A 20,538-nucleotide genomic window follows, 5' to 3' on the forward strand; every position below is an offset into this window, starting at 1 on the left:
CGGAAGCGGGTGGTTGGAGCCGAAGCGCAGGGGCTATTTGGTGGTCTCCTTCCTGCGCAGCATGTCCAGATAGACCGCCACGAGGATCACGACGCCGATGGCCACGTTCTGCCATTCCTGCGGCACGGAGATAATGCGCAGGCCGTTGGTCAGGACGGACATGATGAGGGCGCCGATCACCGTTCCGACGATGGAGCCTTTGCCTCCGGCCAGGGATGTTCCACCGATCACGACGGCGGCAATAGCCTGCAGTTCGTAGCCCATGCCCTGCCCCGGCTGGGCGGAGTTCAGGCGGGCTGCGATGATGACGCCGGCCAGGCCTGTGAAGGCTCCGGCGGCCGTATAGATCCACAATTTCCAGTTCCGCACGTTGATGCCGGAAAGTGCTGTTGCTTCCTCGTTGGAACCGATGGAGAAGGTATAGCGGCCCAAGAGCGTCTTGCTCATGACGAGTCCGGCCAGTACGGCCACCGCGAAGAAGATGAATACTGCGTTGGGAACTACCAGGCCGGGGATGGGCTTGCCGAGGGCAAGGTTGGCGAAGCCTTCAGTGCTGGTGAAATAGATGGGTTTGGTTCCGGAAACCACCAGGGCCATGCCCTGTGCTACGAGCATCGTGGCCAAGGTGGCAATGAACGGTGGGATCTTCAGGAACGAAATGAGGAACCCATTGACGGCACCGATCACGGCTCCCATCAGGATGCCGCCAATGACGCCGGCCCACAGCGGCAGGCCGAGATAGGTCAGGACCACGCCCGTCATGACTGAGCACAGGCTCATCCCGGTGCCTACGGAGAGATCAATGCCTCCGGTAATGATCACGAACGTCGCGCCCAGGGCCAGCAACCCGATCACGACGGTGGAGAGAAGGATGTCCGAAAGATTGCTTGGCACCAGGAACCTTGAGTTCATCGCACCGAAAAAGATGACCAGGACAATGAGTGAACCGAAGGCCAGGAGCTGTTGAAGGGATGAACGGAACCGGGTTGCCAGGTCACGTACGGGCTTCTGTTCGGCGGGTCCGGGCTTTGTACCCTGGTTGCGGGACGCGGGGGTCTCTACAAGGCTCATGCTGTCATTGCTCCTGGTGTGGCGATGGCGCGGCGGGTGGCCAGCTCCATGATTTGTTCCTGGGTGGCTTCAGCGTTGCTGAGGAAGCCTGTGATCCGGCCTTCGGCCATAACGGCGATCCGGTGGGACATGCGCAGGATCTCGGGAAGCTCCGAGGAGATCATGATGATCGATTTCCCACCGGCGGCCAGTTCGTTAAGGAGCCTGTAAATTTCCTCCTTGGCACCAACGTCGATTCCACGCGTGGGTTCATCAAAAATGAGAATGTCGCAGTCCTTGACCAGCCACTTGGCGATCACGATCTTCTGCTGGTTGCCGCCGGAGAGATTGCGCGCCAGTTGGTTGATGGATGGCGTTTTGATCCTTAGCTTCCTGCTGTATTCCTCAGCGGTCCTGCGCAACGCCGAATCCTTGATGAAACCGCCCGGTGCGTTCGCCGCGAGCGAGGAGAGCATGATGTTCTCCTTCACGTCGCGCTCAAGCATGAGGCCAAGATGCTTGCGGTCCTCGGACAGGTAGCCGATGCCCAGCTTCGCGGCAGCGGCAGGGTTCGGGATGGCCGCATCAACGCCGCGTACCTGTAACCGGGTGAACGTGGCACGATCGGCGCCCACCAGGGCCCGTGCCACCTCCGTCCGACCTGCGCCCATGAGCCCGGCGAAGCCAAGGATTTCGCCGCGTCGCAGTTCGAATCCGACATCCCGCAGCAAGGCTCGCGTCGATAACCCCTCAACCGAAAGCACGACGTCGTTACGCACCTCGGCGGGGACCGCCGTAGGGCGCTGTTCTCCTGAAATCCGACGCCCCACCATCAGGGAGATGACTTCCTTCATGGTGGTTTCCGCTGTATTGACGGTGTCCACGTACTCGCCATCGCGGATGACGGTGATGCGCTGTGAGATCTGCTTGAGTTCGTCCATCCTGTGGGAGATGTAGATGACGCCTGTGGTGGGAGAGATGAATCCACGGATGATCTGGTGCAGGGCGGCCACCTCGGCGTCATTCAGTGCTGCCGTTGGTTCGTCCATGATGATCACTTTGGAATCGTGGCTCAGTGCTTTCGCGATCTCCACCATCTGCTGCTTGGCGACCGTCAGCTGCCCCACTTTCTGACGGGGATTCAGCTGCAGCCCGATCCTGTCCAGCAGTTCCCGGGCCTGATGGTTGAGGGCCCGTTCGTTCAGCACTCCGAAGCGCCGGGGTTCGCGGCCGATGAAGATGTTCTGGGCTACGGTGAGGTCCGGCATCAGGTTGAATTCCTGGTGGATGATGCTGATACCCAGTTCCTGCGCGTGCTTGGGACTGTTGGGCACAAAGGCCGTTCCGTTCAGCTCGAAGGCGCCGCTGTCCGGTGTGTAGATGCCGGATAGAAGCTTCATCAGCGTGGACTTTCCGGCGCCGTTCTCACCCACGAGCGCAAGGACTTCACCATGGCGAAGCTCCAGCCCCATGTTGTTCAGGGCCCGGACTCCGGGGAAACTCTTGCTGACTCCGTGGAGGGAGAGCAGCGGTGGTGCTTGCTGGGTCATGCGATCACTTCCTTGTGAGCGTGCACGTGCTGTCGCGGTACGTTATCGGGCCCAGACGGGGCCGTCGGGGAAGGCGTATTCCGTCAGTGTTTCACGCACCATTTCGTTGCCCGCACCAGGAGCCGACGGCGGCCAGTAGACGCCGCTTCGGACGTCCACAGGTGTGATGAAGTGCTGGTGCAGATGGTCCACGAACTCGATCATCCTGCCTTCCTTGGTACCTGAGACGGCAACGAAGTCGAACATGGACAGGTGCTGAACGGCCTCGCACAGCCCCACGCCGCCGGCATGCGGACACACGCGGATCCCGAACTTGGCCGCGAGCAGCAGGATGGCGATGTTTTCGTTGACCCCGGCTACACGGGCCGCATCTATCTGCAGGACCTGGAGGGAACCAGCCTGGAGCATCTGCTTGAACACCACCCGGTTCTGGACGTGCTCGCCTGTTGCCACAGGGATGGGGGCAACCCCGCGGGCAATGGCCGCATGCCCCAGGACGTCATCGGGGCTGGTAGGTTCCTCGATCCAGGCGATGTCATAGGGAGCCAGGTGGGCCATCCAATCGATGGCTTCCTGGACATCCCAGCGCTGGTTGGCGTCCACCGCGATCCTGGTGTCCGGACCCACCGCCGCCCGGGCAATCCCGACGCGCCGGATATCGTCCTCCAAGGAGGCACCCACCTTGAGCTTGATCTGCGCAAACCCATCGGCCACGGCTTCCTTGGCCAGGCGCGTCAGTTTCTCGTCGCTGTAACCCAGCCATCCCGGCGTCGTGGTGTAGGCGGGGTAGCCTTCAGCGCGGAGGGCTGCTTTGCGCAGCTCCTTTCCCGGCTCCGCCATCCGGAGGATCGCCAGCGCTTCATCCGGCGTGAGGGCGTCGGTGAGGTATCTGAAGTCCACCAATGCCACGAGCTCCTCGGGACTCATGTCTGCCAGCAGTTCCCAGAGCGGCAAGCCTGCCCGCTTGGCCTTCAGATCCCAGAGAGCGTTGACCACCGCGCCTATGGCCATATGTATGACGCCCTTCTCCGGGCCAAGCCAGCGGAGCTGGGAATCGTGGGCCATCAGCTTCCAGGTGGCACCCATGTCGCCCAGGAGGTCCTCCACGTTACGGCCCAGAATGTGCTCCCGGAGGGCGTCGAGGGCTGCCGTCTCAACCTCGTTTCCGCGCCCGATCGTGAACACGAAGCCGTGGCCTTCATGGCCGTCACCGGCATCAGTGCGAATGATCAGGTACGCGGCTGAATAGTCGGGGTCCGGGTTCATGGCATCGGAGCCATCGAGGTCCTGTGAGGTGGGAAAGCGGATATCGAAAGTGTCCACTGCGGTGACGACGCTCATTGCGCTCCTTGCTTGGCAGCTGGCGGTTGATCTAGGTAGAGCTAAACATCCGATGTCTACCTTGTCAATGGGTCACATTTCCGTATTATGTAGTGAAACAGCACACTAGAGCTCGGATGTTAGTCCCAAACGCACGGAGGAAGCCATGACCTTGAAATTCGCCAGGCTGGGTACGGCCGGAAACGAACAACCGGCCGTCATCGCCCAAGACGCCGACGGCACAGAGAAGTACTTCGATCTCTCGACGCTGACCAACGACATCGACGGCGTTTTCCTCGCCTCCGACGGTTTCACCCGGACCCGCGCAGCCCTCCAATCCGGGGAACTTGCGGAAATTTCCGTCGAGGGCATGCGCATTGGCGCTCCCATTGCCCGGCCCGGCTCGGTGATTGCCATTGGCCTGAACTACACCGCGCACGCCGCCGAATCAGGGGCCACGCCGCCCGAGGTCCCAGTGGTTTTCCTGAAGCCGTCCAACACCATCAGCGGACCTTTCGACGCAGCGCCCATCCCGCCGTCGTCGGAAAAGTACGACTGGGAAGTGGAATTGGCAATCGTGATCGGCAAGGAAGCGTCCTACCTTTCCTCCCTGGACGAGGCCGAAGCATGCATCGTCGGCTACGCAGTGGCCAACGACTTGTCCGAGCGCGACTACCAGATTCCCGGAGCCGCCGGACAGTGGACCAAGGGCAAGTCACTCCCCGCCTCCACTCCCCTGGGCCCATGGCTTGTACCCGCCGCTGACGTTGATGCCAACAACCTCCGGCTGAGGACCCTGGTCAACGGCGAAGCCCGCCAGGACTCGAACACCTCGGACATGATTTTCGATCCCGCCACGATTGTCCACCACCTCAGCCAGTACATGGTTCTGGAGCCAGGCGATGTCATCATCACAGGCACACCCGAAGGCGTGGCCCTCTCCGGTCGGTTCCCGTACATCCAGCCCGGCGACGTCGTGGAACTGGAGATCGACGGCTTGGGCCGGCAGCGCCAGGAATACTACCGCGCGCAGGCCGGCACTGTTTCCGCCGTCCCTGCCCACATCAGCGCCTGATGGCAACCCCTATGGGCCAGGAATTCGAAGGTCTGGCAGCACTCGTAACCGGCGGGGCCTCCGGGATTGGTGCTGCCATCGCCCACCGGCTCTCCGCCGGTGGCGCGCAGGTCGCCGTCCTGGACCTGGCACCTGAAACCAGCCCGCACTTCGGCGTGGAATGCAACGTGGCCGATGACGCCTCGGTGCGTTCCGCCGTCGAGACCGTTGCCAGGCAGTTCGGCCGCCTGGACATCGTGGTCAACAACGCCGGTATAGGCGCCCAAGGTGACATCGCGGCAAACGACGACGACGAGTGGCTCCGGGTCCTGAACATCAACGTCGTGGGAATTGCGCGCGTCAGCAGAGCGGCGCTGCCTTACCTGCGCGAGTCGCCGTCCGCGGCCATCGTGAACACGTGCTCGATTGCCGCGACCGCCGGGCTGCCCCAGCGGGCGCTGTACTCGGCGTCGAAGGGTGCGGTGCTGTCCTTGACGCTGGCCATGGCTGCCGACCACGTCCGCGAGGGCATCCGCGTGAACTGCGTCAACCCAGGCACCGTGGACACTCCTTGGGTGGGGCGCCTCCTGGATTCCGCCGCTGACCCTGCAGCTGAGCGCGCCGCCCTCAATGCCCGTCAACCTCATGGCCGGATGGTGGACCCTGCCGAGGTTGCAGGCGCGGTCGCCTACCTCGCAAGCCCGCTGTCCGGTTCGACGTCGGGAACCTCCCTGGCCGTCGACGGCGGCATGCAGGGTTTGCGGCTAAGGCCGGTTCAGTAGGGGGTGCGTTGGTTGGGGATGGCTCCTGAGTTGGCTCACGGGCTCAGGTCTCGCGGACCGGCAGGCCGCTGAGCTGCGGTGTTGTGTCAAAAGAGAGATGGACAGTGGGACTTCGAACCTTCCGAGGCAGGCGCCGGAACCCCTGGCCTCGAAGCTGGCTGTGCCGACTGCTAGCCGTCCAGCCGATCCGGCGTGGTTATCCTGTCGTGCCCCTCGTCCATACTTGACGTTGGATGCCGAGTGACAATGGGGCGCTGGTTATCGTACCGATGAGAGCAAAGCTTACTACCACTTGCGCGGCTTCCTGTGTCGCCTACGGGGTACCCATCGGTTGTCGCTTGTTGTGGCATTTCGGTTTGTGCCAGGCACGGGTGAGCGTAGCGAGCGACGCCCTGTCTGCTCGGTCTGCTGGCAGATGCCCGGCGACTGACGGGCTGGAACAGCTGGGCAGCGACCGAAGGGTCTGCGGCCGATTCCATCCCACTGCACTGCAACCACCAGTTCCGTTGCCCTTGCGAAACTCGTCCAAACCCTCCCCGGTCCGCCTGCGCTCCCACGCGGTTCCCACTAAGAACCCAAGTGGGACGGTTCTTCACTGCACCTTGTCAAAGTGCTTGAGTAAGGCCGCGTCCCAGATGAGATGACGAGGCACGGATAGTCTGTGGTCGAGGTCCAAGGGAGGAAGAAGGGCCGCTGCGTGAACTCTTTTGTGGCCAGCGGTCAATACATAGTGTGAGCACAGACAGCGAAATCATCAGGCGGTCCCGGGACAGCCCCGCAGTTTTCGGGGAGCTGTACGATCGGCATGCCTCAGCCATTTACAGGTATGCGGCCAGAAGGGCAGGGGAATTCGCCGCGGACGACGTTACCTCGGAAACCTTCCTGGTCGCTTGGGAGCATCTGGAAAGATACGACACGAGCCGGGACGATGCCCGGCCATGGTTGTTCGGCATCGCTACCAACTTGCTTCGACAGCATCACCGGGCCGAAGCCAGCGTCCTCAGAACAGCCGCGAAAACGGCTTCAAGTGAGGCCATAGCCGATGACTCCGACCGGATCGCTGCTGAGGTCGACGCCAAGGTAGCCACCGGGAGAATTGCTCAAGCCCTCCGGGATATGGCTGCGATCGACCGGGAAACGTTGTTGCTCTACGCATGGGCTGATCTGACTTACGAAGGCATTGCCCAGGCCATGGGCGTTCCGGTCGGGACGGTTCGCTCCCGCTTGAACCGTGCGCGGCAAACACTTCAAGCCCAGCTCAACCTTGAAAGACCTACCGAAACGGAGAACCACCATGGACGACCTTCAGCTGCTCCGCGAGATGCGTAGCGATGTCGGCTCAGCACCTGCTACGTTGGCCCGGGGCAGGGAAAAAGTCATGGCCAAAGTGCAAGCGTCCGTCACCTCAGCGTCTCAGCGGAAACCCACCGTTTCGCCTATTCGGTTCCGGCGACGTGCCCTTTTCGCTTCTGCCGCTGCCGCGCTGTTGGTCGGCGGTATCGTCATTGCCGATGTCGTCAGACCTGGAGGTCCGGGAACCACGGCAGAGGCGGCCGAGGTGCTGAACAACGCCGCTGCTGCAACCATTCAAACGTCCGACCCTGTGGTGGGACCCGGCCAGTATCTGAAGATCGCAACGAGGTCGGTCTTTGGAACGGGGGGGCAGGCTGCCAATGTAAGCGACGTGAGATGGGAAGAGACCACAAACAGTCAGATGTATGTGCCAGCCGACAGGGCAGATGTATGGGTCTGGAACCGGGAACCTCGCCTGATTTTGGACTCGCCGAGCGAGGAAGCCAAGGCTCTGCCAGACGAGGTCCGTGAGGCTCAGGAAGCCGAGTGGGATGGGCAGCCTGAGTTCGTCGGGATTCTGCGTTCCCCGGGAGGTGTCTTCTATGGGAGTGAGCCGACCGTCATCGTTGGTACGCCGTTAAGGGAGGCCGCGAGTCTGCCTAGGGATCCACGGGCTCTCCTGGATTTGATCTACGAACGCATCAAGGGCGCCGGGAAGTCTCCCGACGGTGAGGCTTTCACGGCAATCGCGGACGGCCTGCGGACAGGAGTCGTTCCGGCTGACCTGCGCGCTGCGCTGTACAAGGCAGCTGCTCTAATTCCCGGCGTTACGGTGACTGACAGGCACGCAATGATCGACGACCGCACAGGCATCGCCATCGGTATCGCATCATCTGACGGAGTGACGGGAGCGAACATCGTTATCGATCCTGCCTCGGGTCTGGTCATCGGGGTACAGTCCGTGTTGCTCAAGGACTATCCCGGATATCCCGCGGGGACCGTCACGACTTGGACCTCGCTGAGGACCTCAGTGGTGGACTTCGCTCCCTAAGCTGTCGCCCCAGAGAGATTTGCCCCACATCACGGCGGGGCGGTCGCCGTTGGGGGATGACCGCCCCAAGTGGACGGACTGAGCCCGAACGGTCCGTCCACCGGCCCTGCATGCCTACCTCGCGATGATGGTTCTCCTCACCGCTGGGATGAACCCCAGGGACGCTAAACCCCTTTAATCTGGCATAGATTTTGAGATTCGGAAATCTTTGACCGAAGGAGTGCTGGAGAGTATCCGGAAAGTGATTCTCGTTTGTCACGCCCTATGAACTTGTTGTGCGATTCGACAGCAACAGGACGCCGAACGTCGCGAGGCACGTTCAGCAGAACATCATTTCGTTAGAGGAAGAATCGTCGGCTTCACTTAGCCAGCCAATTCCCGCCCACGCGAAGCAGTATTGAGCAGTTTCCCATTGCTGCGGCGTCCTAGGCGAGTTCACCGGCAGAAACAGCGAGCCCGTTACTCCCGCTTTCCGCCCTTGTATTTTCCTTACGACGGCGGCTCCAGATCGCAAAAGGCGTGGCGAAGCCAGATTGTCTGAGGAACAGGTTAGAGTCTGCTCCAGTCGGCGTGGTCGACAACCAAATCTCAATTATGGGGGCAATATGCGGAAGTTAATCAAGGGCGGGATCTCTGGGATCTCGGCCCTGATTGCGGCACTTTTTGTCGTTGTGATCGGCGTGCAGCCGGCTCACGCAGGGTGGTACAACTATTTGGCTGGTCACCCGATGTACAAAGGCACTTCGCCTTGGTGTACCGGCAGTTATGTCATTAACGGCACGAGCGGGACTTTTATCCTGACGGCTGGCCATTGCTTTTCTGTGGGCGAACGGGTGTCCGGCACGGGCGCCCAGTTCGGCACGCTGGAGTACCGAAAGTACAACGGCACTGACGGTGACTCCGGGCTCGTTCGACCCGACGCCGGCGTCGACGTATACCAGACCATTGTTGATCCGAAGACAGGGAATGCTCCTGGCAGCGGACATGTAACGGGAAAGATGCCCAGTGCTGATCAGACTCTCGGCACTGCGGTCGGCAAGATGGGCAATACAACAGGCTGGACTGAAGGAACGATCCAATACCGCTTTTTGGATTGGAACGGAGTTTACGTCTACTGCGCCAACTATGCCCGAGCCGGAGGTGATTCCGGCGGTCCCGTTTGGCGACAGGACAGCCAAGGTCTGCGAGCTGTTGGCATGCACGTCGGGGCCCTTAACTACAACGGTTCCGTTCTCGGTTGCTACATCCCCATAGACACTCTTTTGAGTCAGTGGGGAGCGAGCATGAACTTCTGGCCAGCGTACGCAGCTCGTGGGACAGTTTCAGAGGAAGAATTGATGCCTCCAAGCCCGAGCAACGAGCTCCCGCCCGTACTCACAGCCGCCGATGGTGTGCAGCTGATCCTGGACTAGTGGGAGTCTCCGGAAGCGGTAGCTGGGCAAACGTGTTTGCTCGCTAATACAAACTAAATATGGGATGTCCTCCTGGTTGCTCAGAAAACCAATGCAGCAGCTAGGAGGATATCCATTTAATGTGCTGTCAATTCGTCACGGCAACCTGCCCAGCTTGGCGGCTGATGCCAGCTGCCCGGCCAATATCCGTCCAGGAAGCGCCTGCCGCTTTCGCAGCCGCAACGGTCTTATCCAGACGATGCCCGGCCTGCCGGTGCTCCCTCGCCGCCGCCTCCACCCCAGGAATCGCTTCGGGCCTGAGTTGGCTCACGGGCAGTGGTCTCGCGGAGCGGCAGGCCGCTGACCTGTGGTGATGTTTGCGGATGTACAGTTTTTCACGCACTGATGGAACTTGATCTAGTGTCACGGTGTGGCATTGATCAGGAGGGTGCGGACGGCATCTGGCGCTCAGCGACCATCACCATCAACGGCACACGCAGACCTTCGCACCCGACATCGCCAACGAGCAACAAGCCATTCTCGATGCCATCCGGAGTCCAAAACTCACGCACTGAGCAAATGAGCCACGTCAGGCCGGATGGTGGACCCTGCCGAGGTTGCCGGTGCCGTCGCCTACCTCGCGAGCCCGCTGTCCGGTTCGACGTCGGGAACCTCGCTGGCCGTCGACGGCGGCATGCAGGGGCCGCGGTTGCGGCCGGTTCAGTAGGGGTGCGCTGGTTGGGGCTGGGTTGGCGTGGCGTTTCAGTAAAGCCCGTTGAAGATGTTCCAGCCCCAACCGACAGTCTCCATGCCCTTCCAACCACCGCGACCATCGCCGTAGTACATCACCAGATCGCCAGCGGCATTCACGCCATGGACATCATTGAAGCCATCCCGGTTGAAGTCGCCAGCACTGCCAGCCATGGTCAGGACGTTCCAGCCATGGCCGATCTGGCGCACCGTGGTCCATCCGCCGTGGCCGTCACCGCCATACAGATACAGGCGTCCGGCTTTGTCTTTCGCCAGGACGTCCACGTTGCCGTCTCCATCCCAGTCACCAGGCCCGATGAGCAGGTCCATGACGTCCCAGCCTTGGCCGACTTTCACGCGCGGATTCCAGGTGCCGAAGGGCTTGGACGGGTAGATGTAAAGGTCGCCGTTCGTCTCTGCGCTGAGGAGATCGTTCATTCCGTCCCCGTCGAAGTCCCCTGGTCCAATCGCAAGAACCGTCGGCTGCCACTCCCAGGTGGCTTGCGGGTACAGCGTATGGAACCCTCCGTCGCCCGTTCCCGGGAACCGGTAGAGCGTCCCCGAGGTGTTCTCGACCATGAGGTCAGCGATACCGTCGTGGGTCACGTCGCCCGGGGCGATGATCGTGGTGAAGAAGCCCCACCCCGGACCTACATAGCGGGATTCCTTCCACCCTTTGACGTTGTCCTTACCGAGGTAGAGCATGAGTGCGCCGCCATGGGTACGGCCAACCAGCTCAAAAACCCCACGGCCGGTGAAGCCAGCCGCGCGCACCGGTCCCTGCGCTACGGCCGGTGTTGCTTCCGTGACCAGTTCCTGGCCGGGGCACTTGCCGGGCGAAGCCTTGACTATGGCCGAGATTCGCCCGCCGATGTCGTCCTTCTCCAGGACGTAGAGATTCCGGTTGTAGAGCGGGTTCCCGTCTACGGGTTGGCCGTCCCGGAGCCATTGGACGGAGTAGCCAGGATCCCCGTCCCCTCCGCAGCCCGAAAAGTAGTCCTGGGCACCCTGAACGAACAGCGCCGAGCCGACAATAGGTGCACCGGAGATCTTCACGCCAGACGAATCCGCAGCGTGGGCAGGGGAAACGAAGCCCGAAACAACGAGCGCCGGACCGAACAACAGCGCCGCAATGCTTTTGATGATCGAGTTCTTTGGTGACACGTTCGCCCTCCCCCTCAGTGGGCTTTGAATCAGTAGAGCCCGTTGAAAATGTTCCAGCCCCAGCCGATGGTCTCGACGCCCTTCCAACCGCCGCGGCCATCGCCGTAGTACATCACGAGGTCATCGGCGTCGACAGCTTCCGCGGCCGGAGCAAACGTTGTGCCAATCAGCAAACCCACGGATCCCCCTCTTTGCGGCGTGGCCCAGCCAGGTGTTGCGCTTATCTTAGGTGCGGGAAACGACGCCGGGACGAAACGCGGTGGCGACAGGCCGCCGTCGGGTGTTGGCTGCGTAACGCAACGGGCCTGCAACGTCCCAGGGCGGATGCTTCCCCTATGCTCAACTCCAAGGAATCAACGGCGATCCACCAAGCACACCCAGGAGAAACCCCATGACCAACTGGCGTATCAGGGACTTCCATTCGTCCGATCTTGACGGCATCCTGCACCTCTGGGAGTCACTCAAGGCTGATGGTGTTGAGCCCGTTTACGCACTCTCTGAGGTCCTTGCCTCGTGTGAGAAGGACCATGCAGTGGTGGCTGTCCAGGGCGATCAGGTGGTTGGCGCCGCGGTTGGACGTGCGGCGCATGACCAAGGCTGGGTCGTTTTCCTCGCCACGCTGACGGAGTTCCGTGGCAGGGGCATCGGCACTTCGCTGCTGTCCGCCGTCGAGAACCGCATGGCTCCGCACGGCCTCAACAAACTGTCCGCGCTCATGCCGGAAACCGAAACCCGCGTGGAAGCGTTCCTGGGGCGCGGCTTCGTGGTGAAGAAGAACCTGCGGTACTTCGAGCGGACCATTCCCGTGCAGCGCCAGGAGCTGGAACCGCTGAGCCTGCTGGGTGGCCGGATCCTGGCCCGCGACCTGTGGGAAAACGTGGCGGGCATGAAGCGCGAGAAGGAACTGTTGGAACGCCGTTTGGTCCTTCCGCTGGCCGAGGCGGACCTCGCCGACGAATACGGTGTAGTGCCGCCGCGCGCCGTCGTGCTTTTTGGTCCTCCGGGCACCGGCAAGACGACCTTTGCCAAGGCGATCGCTTCACGTTTGGAGTGGCCGTTCGTGGAGGTGTTCCCGTCGCGCCTGGCTTCTGATCCCAAGGGTCTCGCAGGCGCGCTGCGCGAGACGTTCCTGGAAATCGCCGAGCTGGAACACGCAGTGGTGTTCATTGACGAAGTGGAGGAGATCGCCTCGCAGCGCGCGGGCGATCCCCCGTCGCCGCTGCAGGGCGTCACCAACGAGCTCCTCAAGATCATCCCGGCTTTCCGCGAACAGCCAGGCCGCCTCCTGGTCTGCGCCACCAACTTCATTCGCGCCCTGGACACCGCGTTCCTGCGCCACGGCCGGTTCGACTACGTCATCCCCATCGGCCTGCCGGACGTCCACGCCCGCGAGGCAATGTGGCAGCGGTTCATCCCCGCCACCGTTGTGGACGACGTCGATATTGCCCAGTTGGTGGAACGCACCCAGGGTTTCTCGCCGGCAGACATCGAGTTTGCCGCGCGCAGCGCGTCCCAGCGCGCCCTGGAAAAGGCCGTGTACGACGACGGTGCTGCTTCAGGTGCGTCGTCCGCAGTCTCGTCGAACGGACGGAAGGGGCCGGTCACACAGGACTACCTCGACGCAATCGCCGATACCCGCACGACGGTGAGCGACGAGGTGTACCAGGAGTTCCTCGAAGACATCGATGTGCTGGGGCGCGTGTAAAGTTTGGCAACGGTAATCTTTGACCCATGTCCACAAACCCACTTCGCCATGCCCTGGCCCGCATGGGCGGCCGAGATCCCCACGAGAAGCACCGCACGGCCACTCCGCTGGAGCTGTTTTTCGACCTGACGTTTGTCATTGCCTTCGGAGTTGCCGGCAGCCAGTTCGCCCATGCTGTGGCGGAGGCGCATTTCTGGCCAGGGCTCCTGGCGTTCGCGTTCGCCATGTTTGCCGTGATCTGGGCCTGGATAAACTTCACGTGGTTCGCGAGCGCCTATGACACCGACGACTGGGTGTTCCGCGTGGTCACCATGGTCCAAATGGTGGGTGTGCTGATCCTGGCCATGGGCATAGAGCCGGTGTTCCACTCCATCATCGAAGGCAAGCACGTGGACAACGTGACCATGGTGTTGGGCTACATCATCATGCGCGTGGCTTTGATCTTCCAGTGGCTGCGCGCTGCCCGCCAGGATCCTGCCCGCCGTGAAACGTGTTTGCGGTATGCAAAGTACGTCGCACTGGTACAAGTGGGGTGGGTCGCAGTCCTCTTGATCGATGCGAGCATCGCAACTACCTTCCTCATGGCAGCCCCGTTGTTCATCCTGGAGATGGCGGCCCCATACTTCGCAGAACGGAAGATCCGCACGCCTTGGCATGCCCACCACATCGCCGAACGGTACGGTCTACTGGCCATTATTGCCCTGGGCGAGTGCCTGATCGGCGCCATTGAAACGCTTCGCGCAATCGTTGCCCTCCACGGCTGGACCTTGGATGCTGCGCTGGTTGGTTTGAGCGGGACGGGCCTGGCGTTCGCCCTGTGGTGGATTTACTTCATCCTGCCCTCAGGTCCTGCCCTCCACGTACAGCGGCACCGCTCGTGGATCTTCGGCTACGGGCACCTCCCCCTTTTCGCAGCTATCGCAGCAACCGGCGCCGGACTTCACGTTGCCGCCTACTTCATCGATCATGAGGCACACATCCCGGCGGCTGGCGCGGTCGCCTCGATCGCCATCCCTGTCATCCTGTTCAAGGTCTCGCTGACTACGCTCTACAGCATTATGCTCGGCCCGGACCGGGAGCTTCTCTGGAGCTCAGCGCTGGTGGTGATCGCTTTGGCGGGAAGTATCGCCATGGCCACCGCGGGCGCGTCAGTACCCCTCTGCATGTTGGAAATGATGGTGGTGCTTGGGCTGTCGATCATTTTCGATGAACGCCGTGGACACAAGGGACGGGCAGCAGCCCTGCGTCGGCTGGAGGCGGCGGCGGGCTGAGGGTGCACGGATGGAGTCGGTACGTTCGTGCCGGTTTTTCACAGGAATGCCTTGATTTGCCGCTGTTCCGGGTGCAAACTTGGGGAATCGGCACGTTCGTACCGATTCACGAAGTGGGAGGACCTCATGCCAGCCAACAGCCTCATGGCAACTCTCGGTTCTGAAGTCCGCGGCCGCCGCGCCTCATTGAGCCTGAGCCAGCAGGACGTCGCCGATCTTGCGGGCGTCTCCGAACGGTTCGTCAGGTTCGTGGAAACAGGCAAGAGCACAGTCCAGCTTGAGCCCCTTGTGGCAGTGCTGGACACCCTCGGCCTGGAACTTTCCCTCCGCCAAGCCGGTAGGCCTGGCGCTTCCTGGGCAGCTTCCGAGCCAGCACAATGACTTTCCACCGCATCGCCGACGTCTACAAACAAGGCATCCTCGCGGCGCGCCTCGAACGGCATGAGGGCGGAACTAAGTTCAGCTACCTTCCGAAGTACCTCGACGCCGGCCTACCCGCCGTGGCAACGACGCTCCCCGTGAGTGCCGAGCCTGTTTTCACGCCGAGCGGCGCAGTACCGCCCTACTTCACCGGCCTGCTGCCTGAGGGCCGGCGGCTCAACTCCCTGCGGCGCAGTGTCAAGGCGAGCGCCGACGACGAACTCGCCCTCCTCATGGCAGCGGGCGGCGACGCAGTGGGCGACGTCCAGACGGTCCCCCACGGCGAGGCAGTGACGGAAGGGGGCGCCGCCGTCGTGCTTGATTCAAAACTGCCGCTGGACTTTGATGCGTTGCTGGGCGATTCCGGATTGATCGATCCCGTCGCGCTGGCGGGTGTGCAGGACAAGTTGTCTGCCGGGATGATTTCACTGCCCGTGGCGCAGGCGGGCAAGCGGTACATCCTTAAGCTCAACGCCCCGGAGTTTCCCTCTGTGGTGGAAAACGAGTTCCTGATGTTCCGTTATGCGCGCAGGCTGCGGATTCCTGTGAGCAACGTGCAGTTGGTGCACGACGTCGGTGGCAGGGCGGGCCTCTTGGTGGAGCGTTTTGATCGGGTTACCGCAGCCGATGGCTCGCCTCTGCGTCTGGCGGTGGAGGATGGCGCGCAGATCCTGGGGCTGTACCCCGCGGACAAGTACAGTGTTCCGTTCAGCGAGGTCTGCGCGGCGCTGGCCGGGCATTGCCCTGCCCGCCTTCCAGCACTGCGGAATCTGGTCATCCAACTCGCCTTTGCCTGGCTGACGGGGAACGGGGATCTGCATGCCAAGAACGTTTCCATGGTGGAGGCGCCCGGGGTTCTTGGCGCGCGCGAATTCACCATCGCCCCGGTCTACGACATTCCCTCCACAGTGGTATACGGCGACAAGACGCTCGCGTTGGCCGTCGGCGGGAAGAAGACCGGTATCTCCCGCAGGCACTTCCTCGCCTGGGCCGCGAAGCTTGGGCTGACTGAACGGGCCGCCCAACATTGCGTGGACATCGCCCTCAAAGCAACTGGCTCGTTGGTCAGCGACCTCGACGGCGGCGCGTCTCCCTTCGCGGCGCGGCAAACCAAGGAATGGACCAAGGAGCTCAAGCATCGCCGGCGCCTGATGGAGGGCTGACCCCGGGTTACCCAGGAACGATCTCGTCGAGCTCCGGAAGCAGATACGGGTTGACCCGCTGCAGGATCAGCGCCACTTCTTCACGCGGCACGGCCCGGTAGAGCACCGGTCGGGCGTCGGCGTAGCGGGTCATGGGCGGCTTGTCGGGCCATTTCTCCGCCAGTGCCTGGACGCGTTCCGGCAGGGAATTATGGGCATTGTCGGCGATTTTGACCAAGGTGGTGTCGTGGTCCTCGGCCACAAACCGGATTCCTGCTTCGTAATCGTCGGGGTCATCGTGGAATCGGCGGGTGACACGTTCGATGATGGCGAGGGCGCGATCGGACACTCCCATGTCCAACAGGGCTTGCCGCGTGATGGGAGTATCCTCGGCGATGTCGTGAAGGTAGCCCGCAATCCGAATGTCGTCGTCAAAGTCGGCGAGCGCATCCCCCACCGCCAGGACATGCTCCCGATAAGGGCGCTTGAGCTTGTCCTTTTGGCGGTTGTGGGCCACCTCGGCGAGTACCTTCGCCGTCTCAACGGTGAAGCGTGGTTCGGTCATGCGGGCCTCCGGATTGATGTAGGCACCGAACAGGAATCGGACCTTTCATCAGGCTATCCGTAAAGTCCCGCGCAGCGCCTACCCAGGCACTGGCACTACTCCTGAACAGGTCCCTACTCCTGAACGGCGCGAGCGGCGATGCCTACTGCGAGCGCCCTCGGCACGCGCTGCGCCAGACCGGCTGCGATCCGGTTGGCCCAGCCGGATACGACGCTTGCCGGCGTTCCGGGGCGGTCCAGCGCTTTGAGGGCTGTTTGCACAACCTGCGCTGAGGTTTGCATGCGTCCAACTGCAGCCGATTCACTGCCGAGGACATCGAAGAACTCGGTGCGGGTGGCGCCCGGGCAGAGGGCCAGTACACGAAGTCCTGAGCTCTTGACCTCGTGGGCGACGGCCTCGGTGAAGCTGAGGACGAATGCCTTCGTGGCCCCATAGACGGCCATGCCGGGGATGGGCTGGAAAGCGGCTGTGCTGGAGACATTCACCAGGGCGCCCTTGCCCGAAGAGAGCATGGCTGGCAGGAAGGCCCTGGTGATATCCACCAATGCAGCCACATTGAGTGCGATCTCGGAAGCGATGACTTCCGGATCTTCCTCTACCAAGGGAGAGCGTGTTCCGAACCCGGCATTGTTGATGAGGGTGTCCACGGTGATTCCGCGCTTGGCCATTTCGTCCACGAGTTCGGCGCCAACACCGGCCCGGCCCAGGTCCATGGGAAGCACTGTGACGGCTACGCCATGCTCGGAGCGCAATTTCCCGGCCAGTTCTTCGAGACGGTCTGCCCGGCGGGCTACGAGGACCAGGTTGGAACCTCGAGCGGCAAAGCGGCTCGCGAATTCAGCGCCAAGCCCGGAGCTGGCGCCTGTGATCAATGCGGTAGTACCCGAATAGGTCATGGTCATGGCAAGTCCAATCTGTAAGCGCCGGCTCCGGATGAAGCCCGCTGACTCGATGTAGTCAATGCCAACATCGTAGGCACTGTCTACATTGTTGTCAATGACTACTTCTCCGCTAGACTATCTGTATGACGGACCAGCCCTACCACCACGGCAAGCTGCGCGAGGCCTTACTGGAGCGCGCCATGGAAGCCATTGAGCAAGCCGGCGTCGACGGACTCTCCCTCAGGCAATTGGCCAGGGACCTCAATGTCAGCCATGGGGCCCCGGCCAAACATTTCCGCGACAAGCAATCCCTCATCGACGCCTTGGCGTTGGCTGGGTTCGAATCAATGAACCATCGGATCCTCGCTGCCTCCCAGGCCGGAGATGACCTTCGTCAGCGCTTCGCAAGCGTGGCCACTGCCTACGTTGACTTCGCAGTCACCCACCCGGCGCTCTTGACCGTCATGTACTCCACCAAGCATCACCCCGGGTCCAGCACTGAGTTGCGGAACATCGGCGAGCAAGGAATCCACGTAGCCCGCGCCCTCATTGCGGAGGCACAGGATAGTGGGGCCCTGGCCCCGGGCGACACCGAAACCCTGGCAATGGTGTGCTTCGTGAGCTTGCACGGCGCCGCACTCCTGGCAGCAGGCAAGCAACTGGACGGCAACAGTGTTGAGGACGTTGTTGCTGCCACTACTGACACCCTGTGGGCCGGCATGGCGGCGGGAGTTCCAGCCGCGCAGCTCTCACACACAGCGGGCGCCTGACCAGCCTGATGAGGGCAGGCCAGCGTGAGGGCGCAGGCAGCGTGAGGGCGCAGGCAGGACTACGAAAGCCCTGCAATTGCCTCCCGGACGGCTGAACTGAGCAGGAGGTTGCGGCATCCAACTCCTCCCGGCTCGGCCTGTTGCGGGACGTATCCAAAGCCAAGTTCATACACCGGGTCCGCGAACCCCAAAGCCGCGCTGGCGCCGTCGTGCCCGAACGCGCGGTAGCTGCCGAAGGGCATGCGGCTGTGGGGCTTCATGAAGACAGTGGCAAAGCAACCGGCCTCGCCGAAGACGCGATCAATTCCGAACACCTGCTCAGCGGAAACCCTGCGGATGGTCTCCTCCGTCAGGAAGGCTGCGACGGCGGCCTGACCGCCGGCGGCCAACCCCGTTACCGCCGCAGCGTAGATCCTGGCCATCCCCTCAGCGCTGGAGACGCCTGCAACCGAACTCATACCGGCGGCGCGGACCTCGAGGATGTTCGGAAGGTCCAGGATGTCGCCCTCTGCAGCATTGGCTGACAATCCGAAGTGACTGGCGGGGTCTACCCAGGGCCACGTGGGGTCGGCCGCCCAGCGGAAAGGCGCGAAGCGTTCTTCCTCAGCATCCGGTAGGCCAAGGTAGAAGTGGGCACCGGTCACGGAGCGGATGCGCTGTTCGAAGACCTCCTGGAGCGTGGAACCCGTGATTCGACGGCACAGCTCCTCCATGAAAATGCCGATTGTCAGGGCGTGGTAGCCGAACGCCGCACCGGGCTTCCACAGGGGCGGAAGTTTGGCGAGCTTCGCAGCCGCGAGTTCGGAATTGTTGACTTCCTCAAGGCTCATGCCGCCCTCGACGCCCAACAGACCGGCCTGGTGCGAAAGCAGTTGGGAAACAGTGACGGAGGCCTTCCCTTCAACACCGAACTCCGGCCAATATTTGGCCACTTCCGCGTCGGGATCCAGCTCGCCGTCTTGAACGAGCAGAGCCACAACAAGGCCTGCCATGCCCTTGGAGCACGAGAAAACACCTGTCACTGAATCTGCACGAGTGTGGGGCCCGCCGCTGATATCCAGCACCTTGACACCCCGATGGTACGCCGCCAGCTGGGCGGAATATTCAGGGTCTTGTTCGAGGAAACTTTCGAAGAGCCCGGCTACGGATTCGAAACCTGGGGCGATCACCTGTGAATGCATCCAGACAGCCTACTTGGCCTGCCTTCAGCCCTTGGGCGTTTTCCACACCCAGGGCTCCCTCGGCAGCCTTTCGGGGTCGAATTCCGGCACCGCATCCTGCAAGGAACCGGCCGGCAATCCCAACGACTCAAGGAGGAGGTCGCGCACGCGCACCGCTGAAACCCCGACGGCGGCGAGGTCGCCAAGCGTCACCGCACCGTCGCGCTTTGCCAGCCTCACGCCGTCGTGGTTTACAACCAGCGGAACGTGGGCATATTCCAGCACTGGCAAGCCCAACAGGGTGGCCAAGTAAGCCTGCCGCGGAGTGGACGGAAGGAGGTCATCGCCCCTGACCACCTGGTCGACTCCCTGGGCGGCATCGTCTACTACAACGGCCAGGTTGTAGGCCGTAACGCCATCGTTGCGACGCAGTACAAAGTCATCCACCACACCCATGTAGTGTCCGTGCAACTGGTCCTCAACAGCCCACTCAGCGACGTCCGACCGGAGGCGGATCGAGGCCGGACGCGACGCCCGGCGGATCTCGCGCTCGGCCTCGGACAGCCTGCGGCACGTCCCCGGATACGCGCCTTGTGGAGAGTGCGGCGCAGACGGCGCCTCCTGGATTTCGCGGCGCGTGCAGAAGCATTCGTAGGTGCGGCCCTGGGCAGTCAGGCGCCCAATTGCGTCCTCGTACAGCGGCCCGCGCTCAGTCTGACGCACGACGGCGGCGTCCCAACTGACGCCGACGGCCTTCAGGTCGCGGAGCTGCTCAGCTTCCGCGCCGGACCGGGCACGATCCAGGTCCTCAACACGGAGCAGGAAGTCGCGGCCAGTCGATTTGGCGAAGAGCCAGGCGAGGATCGCCGTCCGGAGATTGCCTACATGCAGTTCCCCGGAAGGACTCGGGGCGAAGCGGCCGGCAGACGTCATGATCCAAGCCTATGCGTCCGGGCACAACACAAGAGCCCCTCAGCTACCGCAACGATCCGGTGGCTCAGGGGCTCTTGCTGTGCTGCCCGTCAGGACGGGCGGGTGCAGAATGACAATGCTGTGAACAAGAGTCAATCAGCGGCTGCTTCCTTGCGGGAAACCTGTACAGGGGTCCGGGTGGTGTTCCAGGTGCCTGCTGCCTGCGGGATCCGGCGGTAGCCTCGCCCTGCTTCGTTGTCACCATTTCAACAGTACGCATACAGTAGGTGCAATAGACATGGCATTG

At 62.4% G+C, this 20,538-nt stretch carries 20 protein-coding genes and 1 pseudogene; 11 read left to right on the top strand and 10 right to left on the bottom strand.

Annotated features, from left to right (window positions below; translation table 11 throughout):
• Positions 1–33 precede the first annotated feature (33 nt).
• From AC6I99_RS20160 to AC6I99_RS20170, 3 genes are read right to left on the bottom strand one after another with little or no spacing between them, the layout of a single operon-like run.
• Positions 34–1,071, bottom strand: a complete 1,038-nt coding sequence (locus tag AC6I99_RS20160; protein ID WP_224165624.1) for an ABC transporter permease — start codon at positions 1,069–1,071, stop codon at positions 34–36.
• Positions 1,068–2,600: a sugar ABC transporter ATP-binding protein gene (locus tag AC6I99_RS20165; RefSeq protein ID WP_224165625.1), complete on the bottom strand. Its 1,533-nt coding sequence runs from the start codon at positions 2,598–2,600 to the stop codon at positions 1,068–1,070. The genes AC6I99_RS20160 and AC6I99_RS20165 overlap by 4 nt, the downstream gene beginning before the upstream one ends.
• Positions 2,601–2,642: 42 nt before the next feature.
• Positions 2,643–3,941 carry an L-fuconate dehydratase gene (locus tag AC6I99_RS20170; protein ID WP_497944183.1) on the bottom strand — a complete coding sequence of 433 codons (1,299 nt, stop codon included), beginning with the start codon at positions 3,939–3,941 and terminating at the stop codon, positions 2,643–2,645.
• A gap of 145 nt (positions 3,942–4,086) precedes the next feature.
• Here AC6I99_RS20170 and AC6I99_RS20175 point away from each other — a divergent pair, with 145 nt between their 5' ends.
• The 5 genes from AC6I99_RS20175 (at position 4,087) to AC6I99_RS20195 (ending at position 9,512) form a co-directional block, all read left to right on the top strand.
• Complete coding sequence (locus AC6I99_RS20175) at positions 4,087–4,995, top strand: fumarylacetoacetate hydrolase family protein (RefSeq protein ID WP_224165627.1); 909 nt, start codon at positions 4,087–4,089, stop codon at positions 4,993–4,995.
• Positions 4,996–5,006: 11 nt separating this feature from the next.
• Positions 5,007–5,756 (top strand): SDR family NAD(P)-dependent oxidoreductase, encoded by a 750-nt coding sequence (locus tag AC6I99_RS20180; protein WP_497944182.1) that lies wholly within the window; start codon positions 5,007–5,009, stop codon positions 5,754–5,756.
• Between the two features lie 732 nt (positions 5,757–6,488).
• Complete coding sequence (locus tag AC6I99_RS20185; protein ID WP_224093477.1) at positions 6,489–7,085, top strand: RNA polymerase sigma factor; 597 nt, start codon at positions 6,489–6,491, stop codon at positions 7,083–7,085.
• Entirely contained in the window at positions 7,051–8,100 is a 1,050-nt protein-coding gene (locus AC6I99_RS20190; RefSeq protein WP_497944181.1) for a CU044_5270 family protein, read from the top strand. The genes AC6I99_RS20185 and AC6I99_RS20190 overlap by 35 nt, the downstream gene beginning before the upstream one ends.
• A gap of 605 nt (positions 8,101–8,705) precedes the next feature.
• Complete coding sequence (locus AC6I99_RS20195) at positions 8,706–9,512, top strand: trypsin-like serine protease (protein ID WP_224093473.1); 807 nt, start codon at positions 8,706–8,708, stop codon at positions 9,510–9,512.
• A 127-nt stretch (positions 9,513–9,639) separates the two neighbouring features.
• On the opposite strand, the gene AC6I99_RS20200 is transcribed toward AC6I99_RS20195, so the two are convergent.
• Complete coding sequence (locus AC6I99_RS20200) at positions 9,640–9,822, bottom strand: hypothetical protein (protein WP_224093471.1); 183 nt, start codon at positions 9,820–9,822, stop codon at positions 9,640–9,642.
• A 261-nt stretch (positions 9,823–10,083) separates the two neighbouring features.
• Between AC6I99_RS20200 and AC6I99_RS20205 the strand changes: the two are divergent.
• Positions 10,084–10,218: pseudogene (locus tag AC6I99_RS20205) on the top strand (SDR family oxidoreductase); the annotation flags it as partial.
• Positions 10,219–10,253: 35 nt separating this feature from the next.
• Here the strand turns inward: AC6I99_RS20205 and AC6I99_RS20210 are convergent.
• Both AC6I99_RS20210 and AC6I99_RS20215 read right to left on the bottom strand, forming a co-directional pair.
• Entirely contained in the window at positions 10,254–11,405 is a 1,152-nt protein-coding gene (locus tag AC6I99_RS20210) for an FG-GAP repeat domain-containing protein (RefSeq protein ID WP_224093470.1), read from the bottom strand.
• 29 nt (positions 11,406–11,434) lie between these two features.
• Entirely contained in the window at positions 11,435–11,584 is a 150-nt protein-coding gene (locus AC6I99_RS20215) for a hypothetical protein (RefSeq protein ID WP_497944180.1), read from the bottom strand.
• 212 nt (positions 11,585–11,796) lie between these two features.
• Between AC6I99_RS20215 and AC6I99_RS20220 the strand changes: the two genes are divergently transcribed.
• The 4 genes from AC6I99_RS20220 to AC6I99_RS20235 all read left to right on the top strand — a co-directional run bounded on the left by AC6I99_RS20220 (position 11,797) and on the right by AC6I99_RS20235 (position 15,964).
• Positions 11,797–13,110 (top strand): ATP-binding protein, encoded by a 1,314-nt coding sequence (locus tag AC6I99_RS20220; RefSeq protein WP_224093469.1) that lies wholly within the window; start codon positions 11,797–11,799, stop codon positions 13,108–13,110.
• Between the two features lie 26 nt (positions 13,111–13,136).
• Positions 13,137–14,381, top strand: a complete 1,245-nt coding sequence (locus tag AC6I99_RS20225; RefSeq protein WP_497944179.1) for a low temperature requirement protein A — start codon at positions 13,137–13,139, stop codon at positions 14,379–14,381.
• A 126-nt stretch (positions 14,382–14,507) separates the two neighbouring features.
• Positions 14,508–14,762 carry a helix-turn-helix transcriptional regulator gene (locus AC6I99_RS20230; protein ID WP_497944178.1) on the top strand — a complete coding sequence of 85 codons (255 nt, stop codon included), beginning with the start codon at positions 14,508–14,510 and terminating at the stop codon, positions 14,760–14,762.
• Positions 14,759–15,964, top strand: a complete 1,206-nt coding sequence (locus tag AC6I99_RS20235; RefSeq protein WP_497944177.1) for a type II toxin-antitoxin system HipA family toxin — start codon at positions 14,759–14,761, stop codon at positions 15,962–15,964. The genes AC6I99_RS20230 and AC6I99_RS20235 overlap by 4 nt, the downstream gene beginning before the upstream one ends.
• 7 nt (positions 15,965–15,971) lie before the next feature.
• Here AC6I99_RS20235 and AC6I99_RS20240 read toward each other — a convergent pair whose 3' ends face one another.
• Complete coding sequence (locus AC6I99_RS20240) at positions 15,972–16,508, bottom strand: HD domain-containing protein (RefSeq protein ID WP_497944176.1); 537 nt, start codon at positions 16,506–16,508, stop codon at positions 15,972–15,974.
• A gap of 113 nt (positions 16,509–16,621) precedes the next feature.
• Positions 16,622–17,410: an SDR family NAD(P)-dependent oxidoreductase gene (locus AC6I99_RS20245; protein ID WP_497944175.1), complete on the bottom strand. Its 789-nt coding sequence runs from the start codon at positions 17,408–17,410 to the stop codon at positions 16,622–16,624.
• A 122-nt stretch (positions 17,411–17,532) separates the two neighbouring features.
• On the opposite strand from AC6I99_RS20245, the gene AC6I99_RS20250 reads away from it, so the two are divergent.
• Positions 17,533–18,159, top strand: a complete 627-nt coding sequence (locus tag AC6I99_RS20250; protein ID WP_497944174.1) for a TetR/AcrR family transcriptional regulator — start codon at positions 17,533–17,535, stop codon at positions 18,157–18,159.
• A 59-nt stretch (positions 18,160–18,218) separates the two neighbouring features.
• Here the strand turns inward: AC6I99_RS20250 and AC6I99_RS20255 are convergent, their stop codons facing one another.
• Positions 18,219–19,340, bottom strand: a complete 1,122-nt coding sequence (locus AC6I99_RS20255) for a serine hydrolase domain-containing protein (protein ID WP_497944173.1) — start codon at positions 19,338–19,340, stop codon at positions 18,219–18,221.
• Between the two features lie 24 nt (positions 19,341–19,364).
• Positions 19,365–20,252 carry a tRNA glutamyl-Q(34) synthetase GluQRS gene (gene gluQRS, locus AC6I99_RS20260; protein WP_497944172.1) on the bottom strand — a complete coding sequence of 296 codons (888 nt, stop codon included), beginning with the start codon at positions 20,250–20,252 and terminating at the stop codon, positions 19,365–19,367.
• Positions 20,253–20,538 lie beyond the last annotated feature (286 nt).

It is taken from the genome of Arthrobacter sp. TmtSoilC77 (genome assembly GCF_059739415.1).

Bases quoted from the DNA above. Each gene is read 5' to 3' on its own strand.
- AC6I99_RS20250 (WP_497944174.1), top strand. From the start codon at position 17,533: ATGACGGACCAGCCCTACCACCACGGCAAGCTGCGCGAGGCCTTACTG.
- AC6I99_RS20240 (WP_497944176.1), bottom strand. From the start codon at position 16,508: ATGACCGAACCACGCTTCACCGTTGAGACGGCGAAGGTACTCGCCGAG.
- AC6I99_RS20175 (WP_224165627.1), top strand. From the start codon at position 4,087: ATGACCTTGAAATTCGCCAGGCTGGGTACGGCCGGAAACGAACAACCG.
- AC6I99_RS20230 (WP_497944178.1), top strand. From the start codon at position 14,508: ATGCCAGCCAACAGCCTCATGGCAACTCTCGGTTCTGAAGTCCGCGGC.
- AC6I99_RS20165 (WP_224165625.1), bottom strand. From the start codon at position 2,600: ATGACCCAGCAAGCACCACCGCTGCTCTCCCTCCACGGAGTCAGCAAG.
- AC6I99_RS20225 (WP_497944179.1), top strand. From the start codon at position 13,137: ATGTCCACAAACCCACTTCGCCATGCCCTGGCCCGCATGGGCGGCCGA.
- AC6I99_RS20160 (WP_224165624.1), bottom strand. From the start codon at position 1,071: ATGAGCCTTGTAGAGACCCCCGCGTCCCGCAACCAGGGTACAAAGCCC.
- AC6I99_RS20190 (WP_497944181.1), top strand. From the start codon at position 7,051: ATGGACGACCTTCAGCTGCTCCGCGAGATGCGTAGCGATGTCGGCTCA.
- AC6I99_RS20220 (WP_224093469.1), top strand. From the start codon at position 11,797: ATGACCAACTGGCGTATCAGGGACTTCCATTCGTCCGATCTTGACGGC.
- AC6I99_RS20180 (WP_497944182.1), top strand. From the start codon at position 5,007: ATGGGCCAGGAATTCGAAGGTCTGGCAGCACTCGTAACCGGCGGGGCC.
- AC6I99_RS20245 (WP_497944175.1), bottom strand. From the start codon at position 17,410: ATGACCATGACCTATTCGGGTACTACCGCATTGATCACAGGCGCCAGC.
- AC6I99_RS20235 (WP_497944177.1), top strand. From the start codon at position 14,759: ATGACTTTCCACCGCATCGCCGACGTCTACAAACAAGGCATCCTCGCG.
- AC6I99_RS20170 (WP_497944183.1), bottom strand. From the start codon at position 3,941: ATGAGCGTCGTCACCGCAGTGGACACTTTCGATATCCGCTTTCCCACC.
- gluQRS (WP_497944172.1), bottom strand. From the start codon at position 20,252: ATGACGTCTGCCGGCCGCTTCGCCCCGAGTCCTTCCGGGGAACTGCAT.
- AC6I99_RS20255 (WP_497944173.1), bottom strand. From the start codon at position 19,340: ATGCATTCACAGGTGATCGCCCCAGGTTTCGAATCCGTAGCCGGGCTC.
- AC6I99_RS20195 (WP_224093473.1), top strand. From the start codon at position 8,706: ATGCGGAAGTTAATCAAGGGCGGGATCTCTGGGATCTCGGCCCTGATT.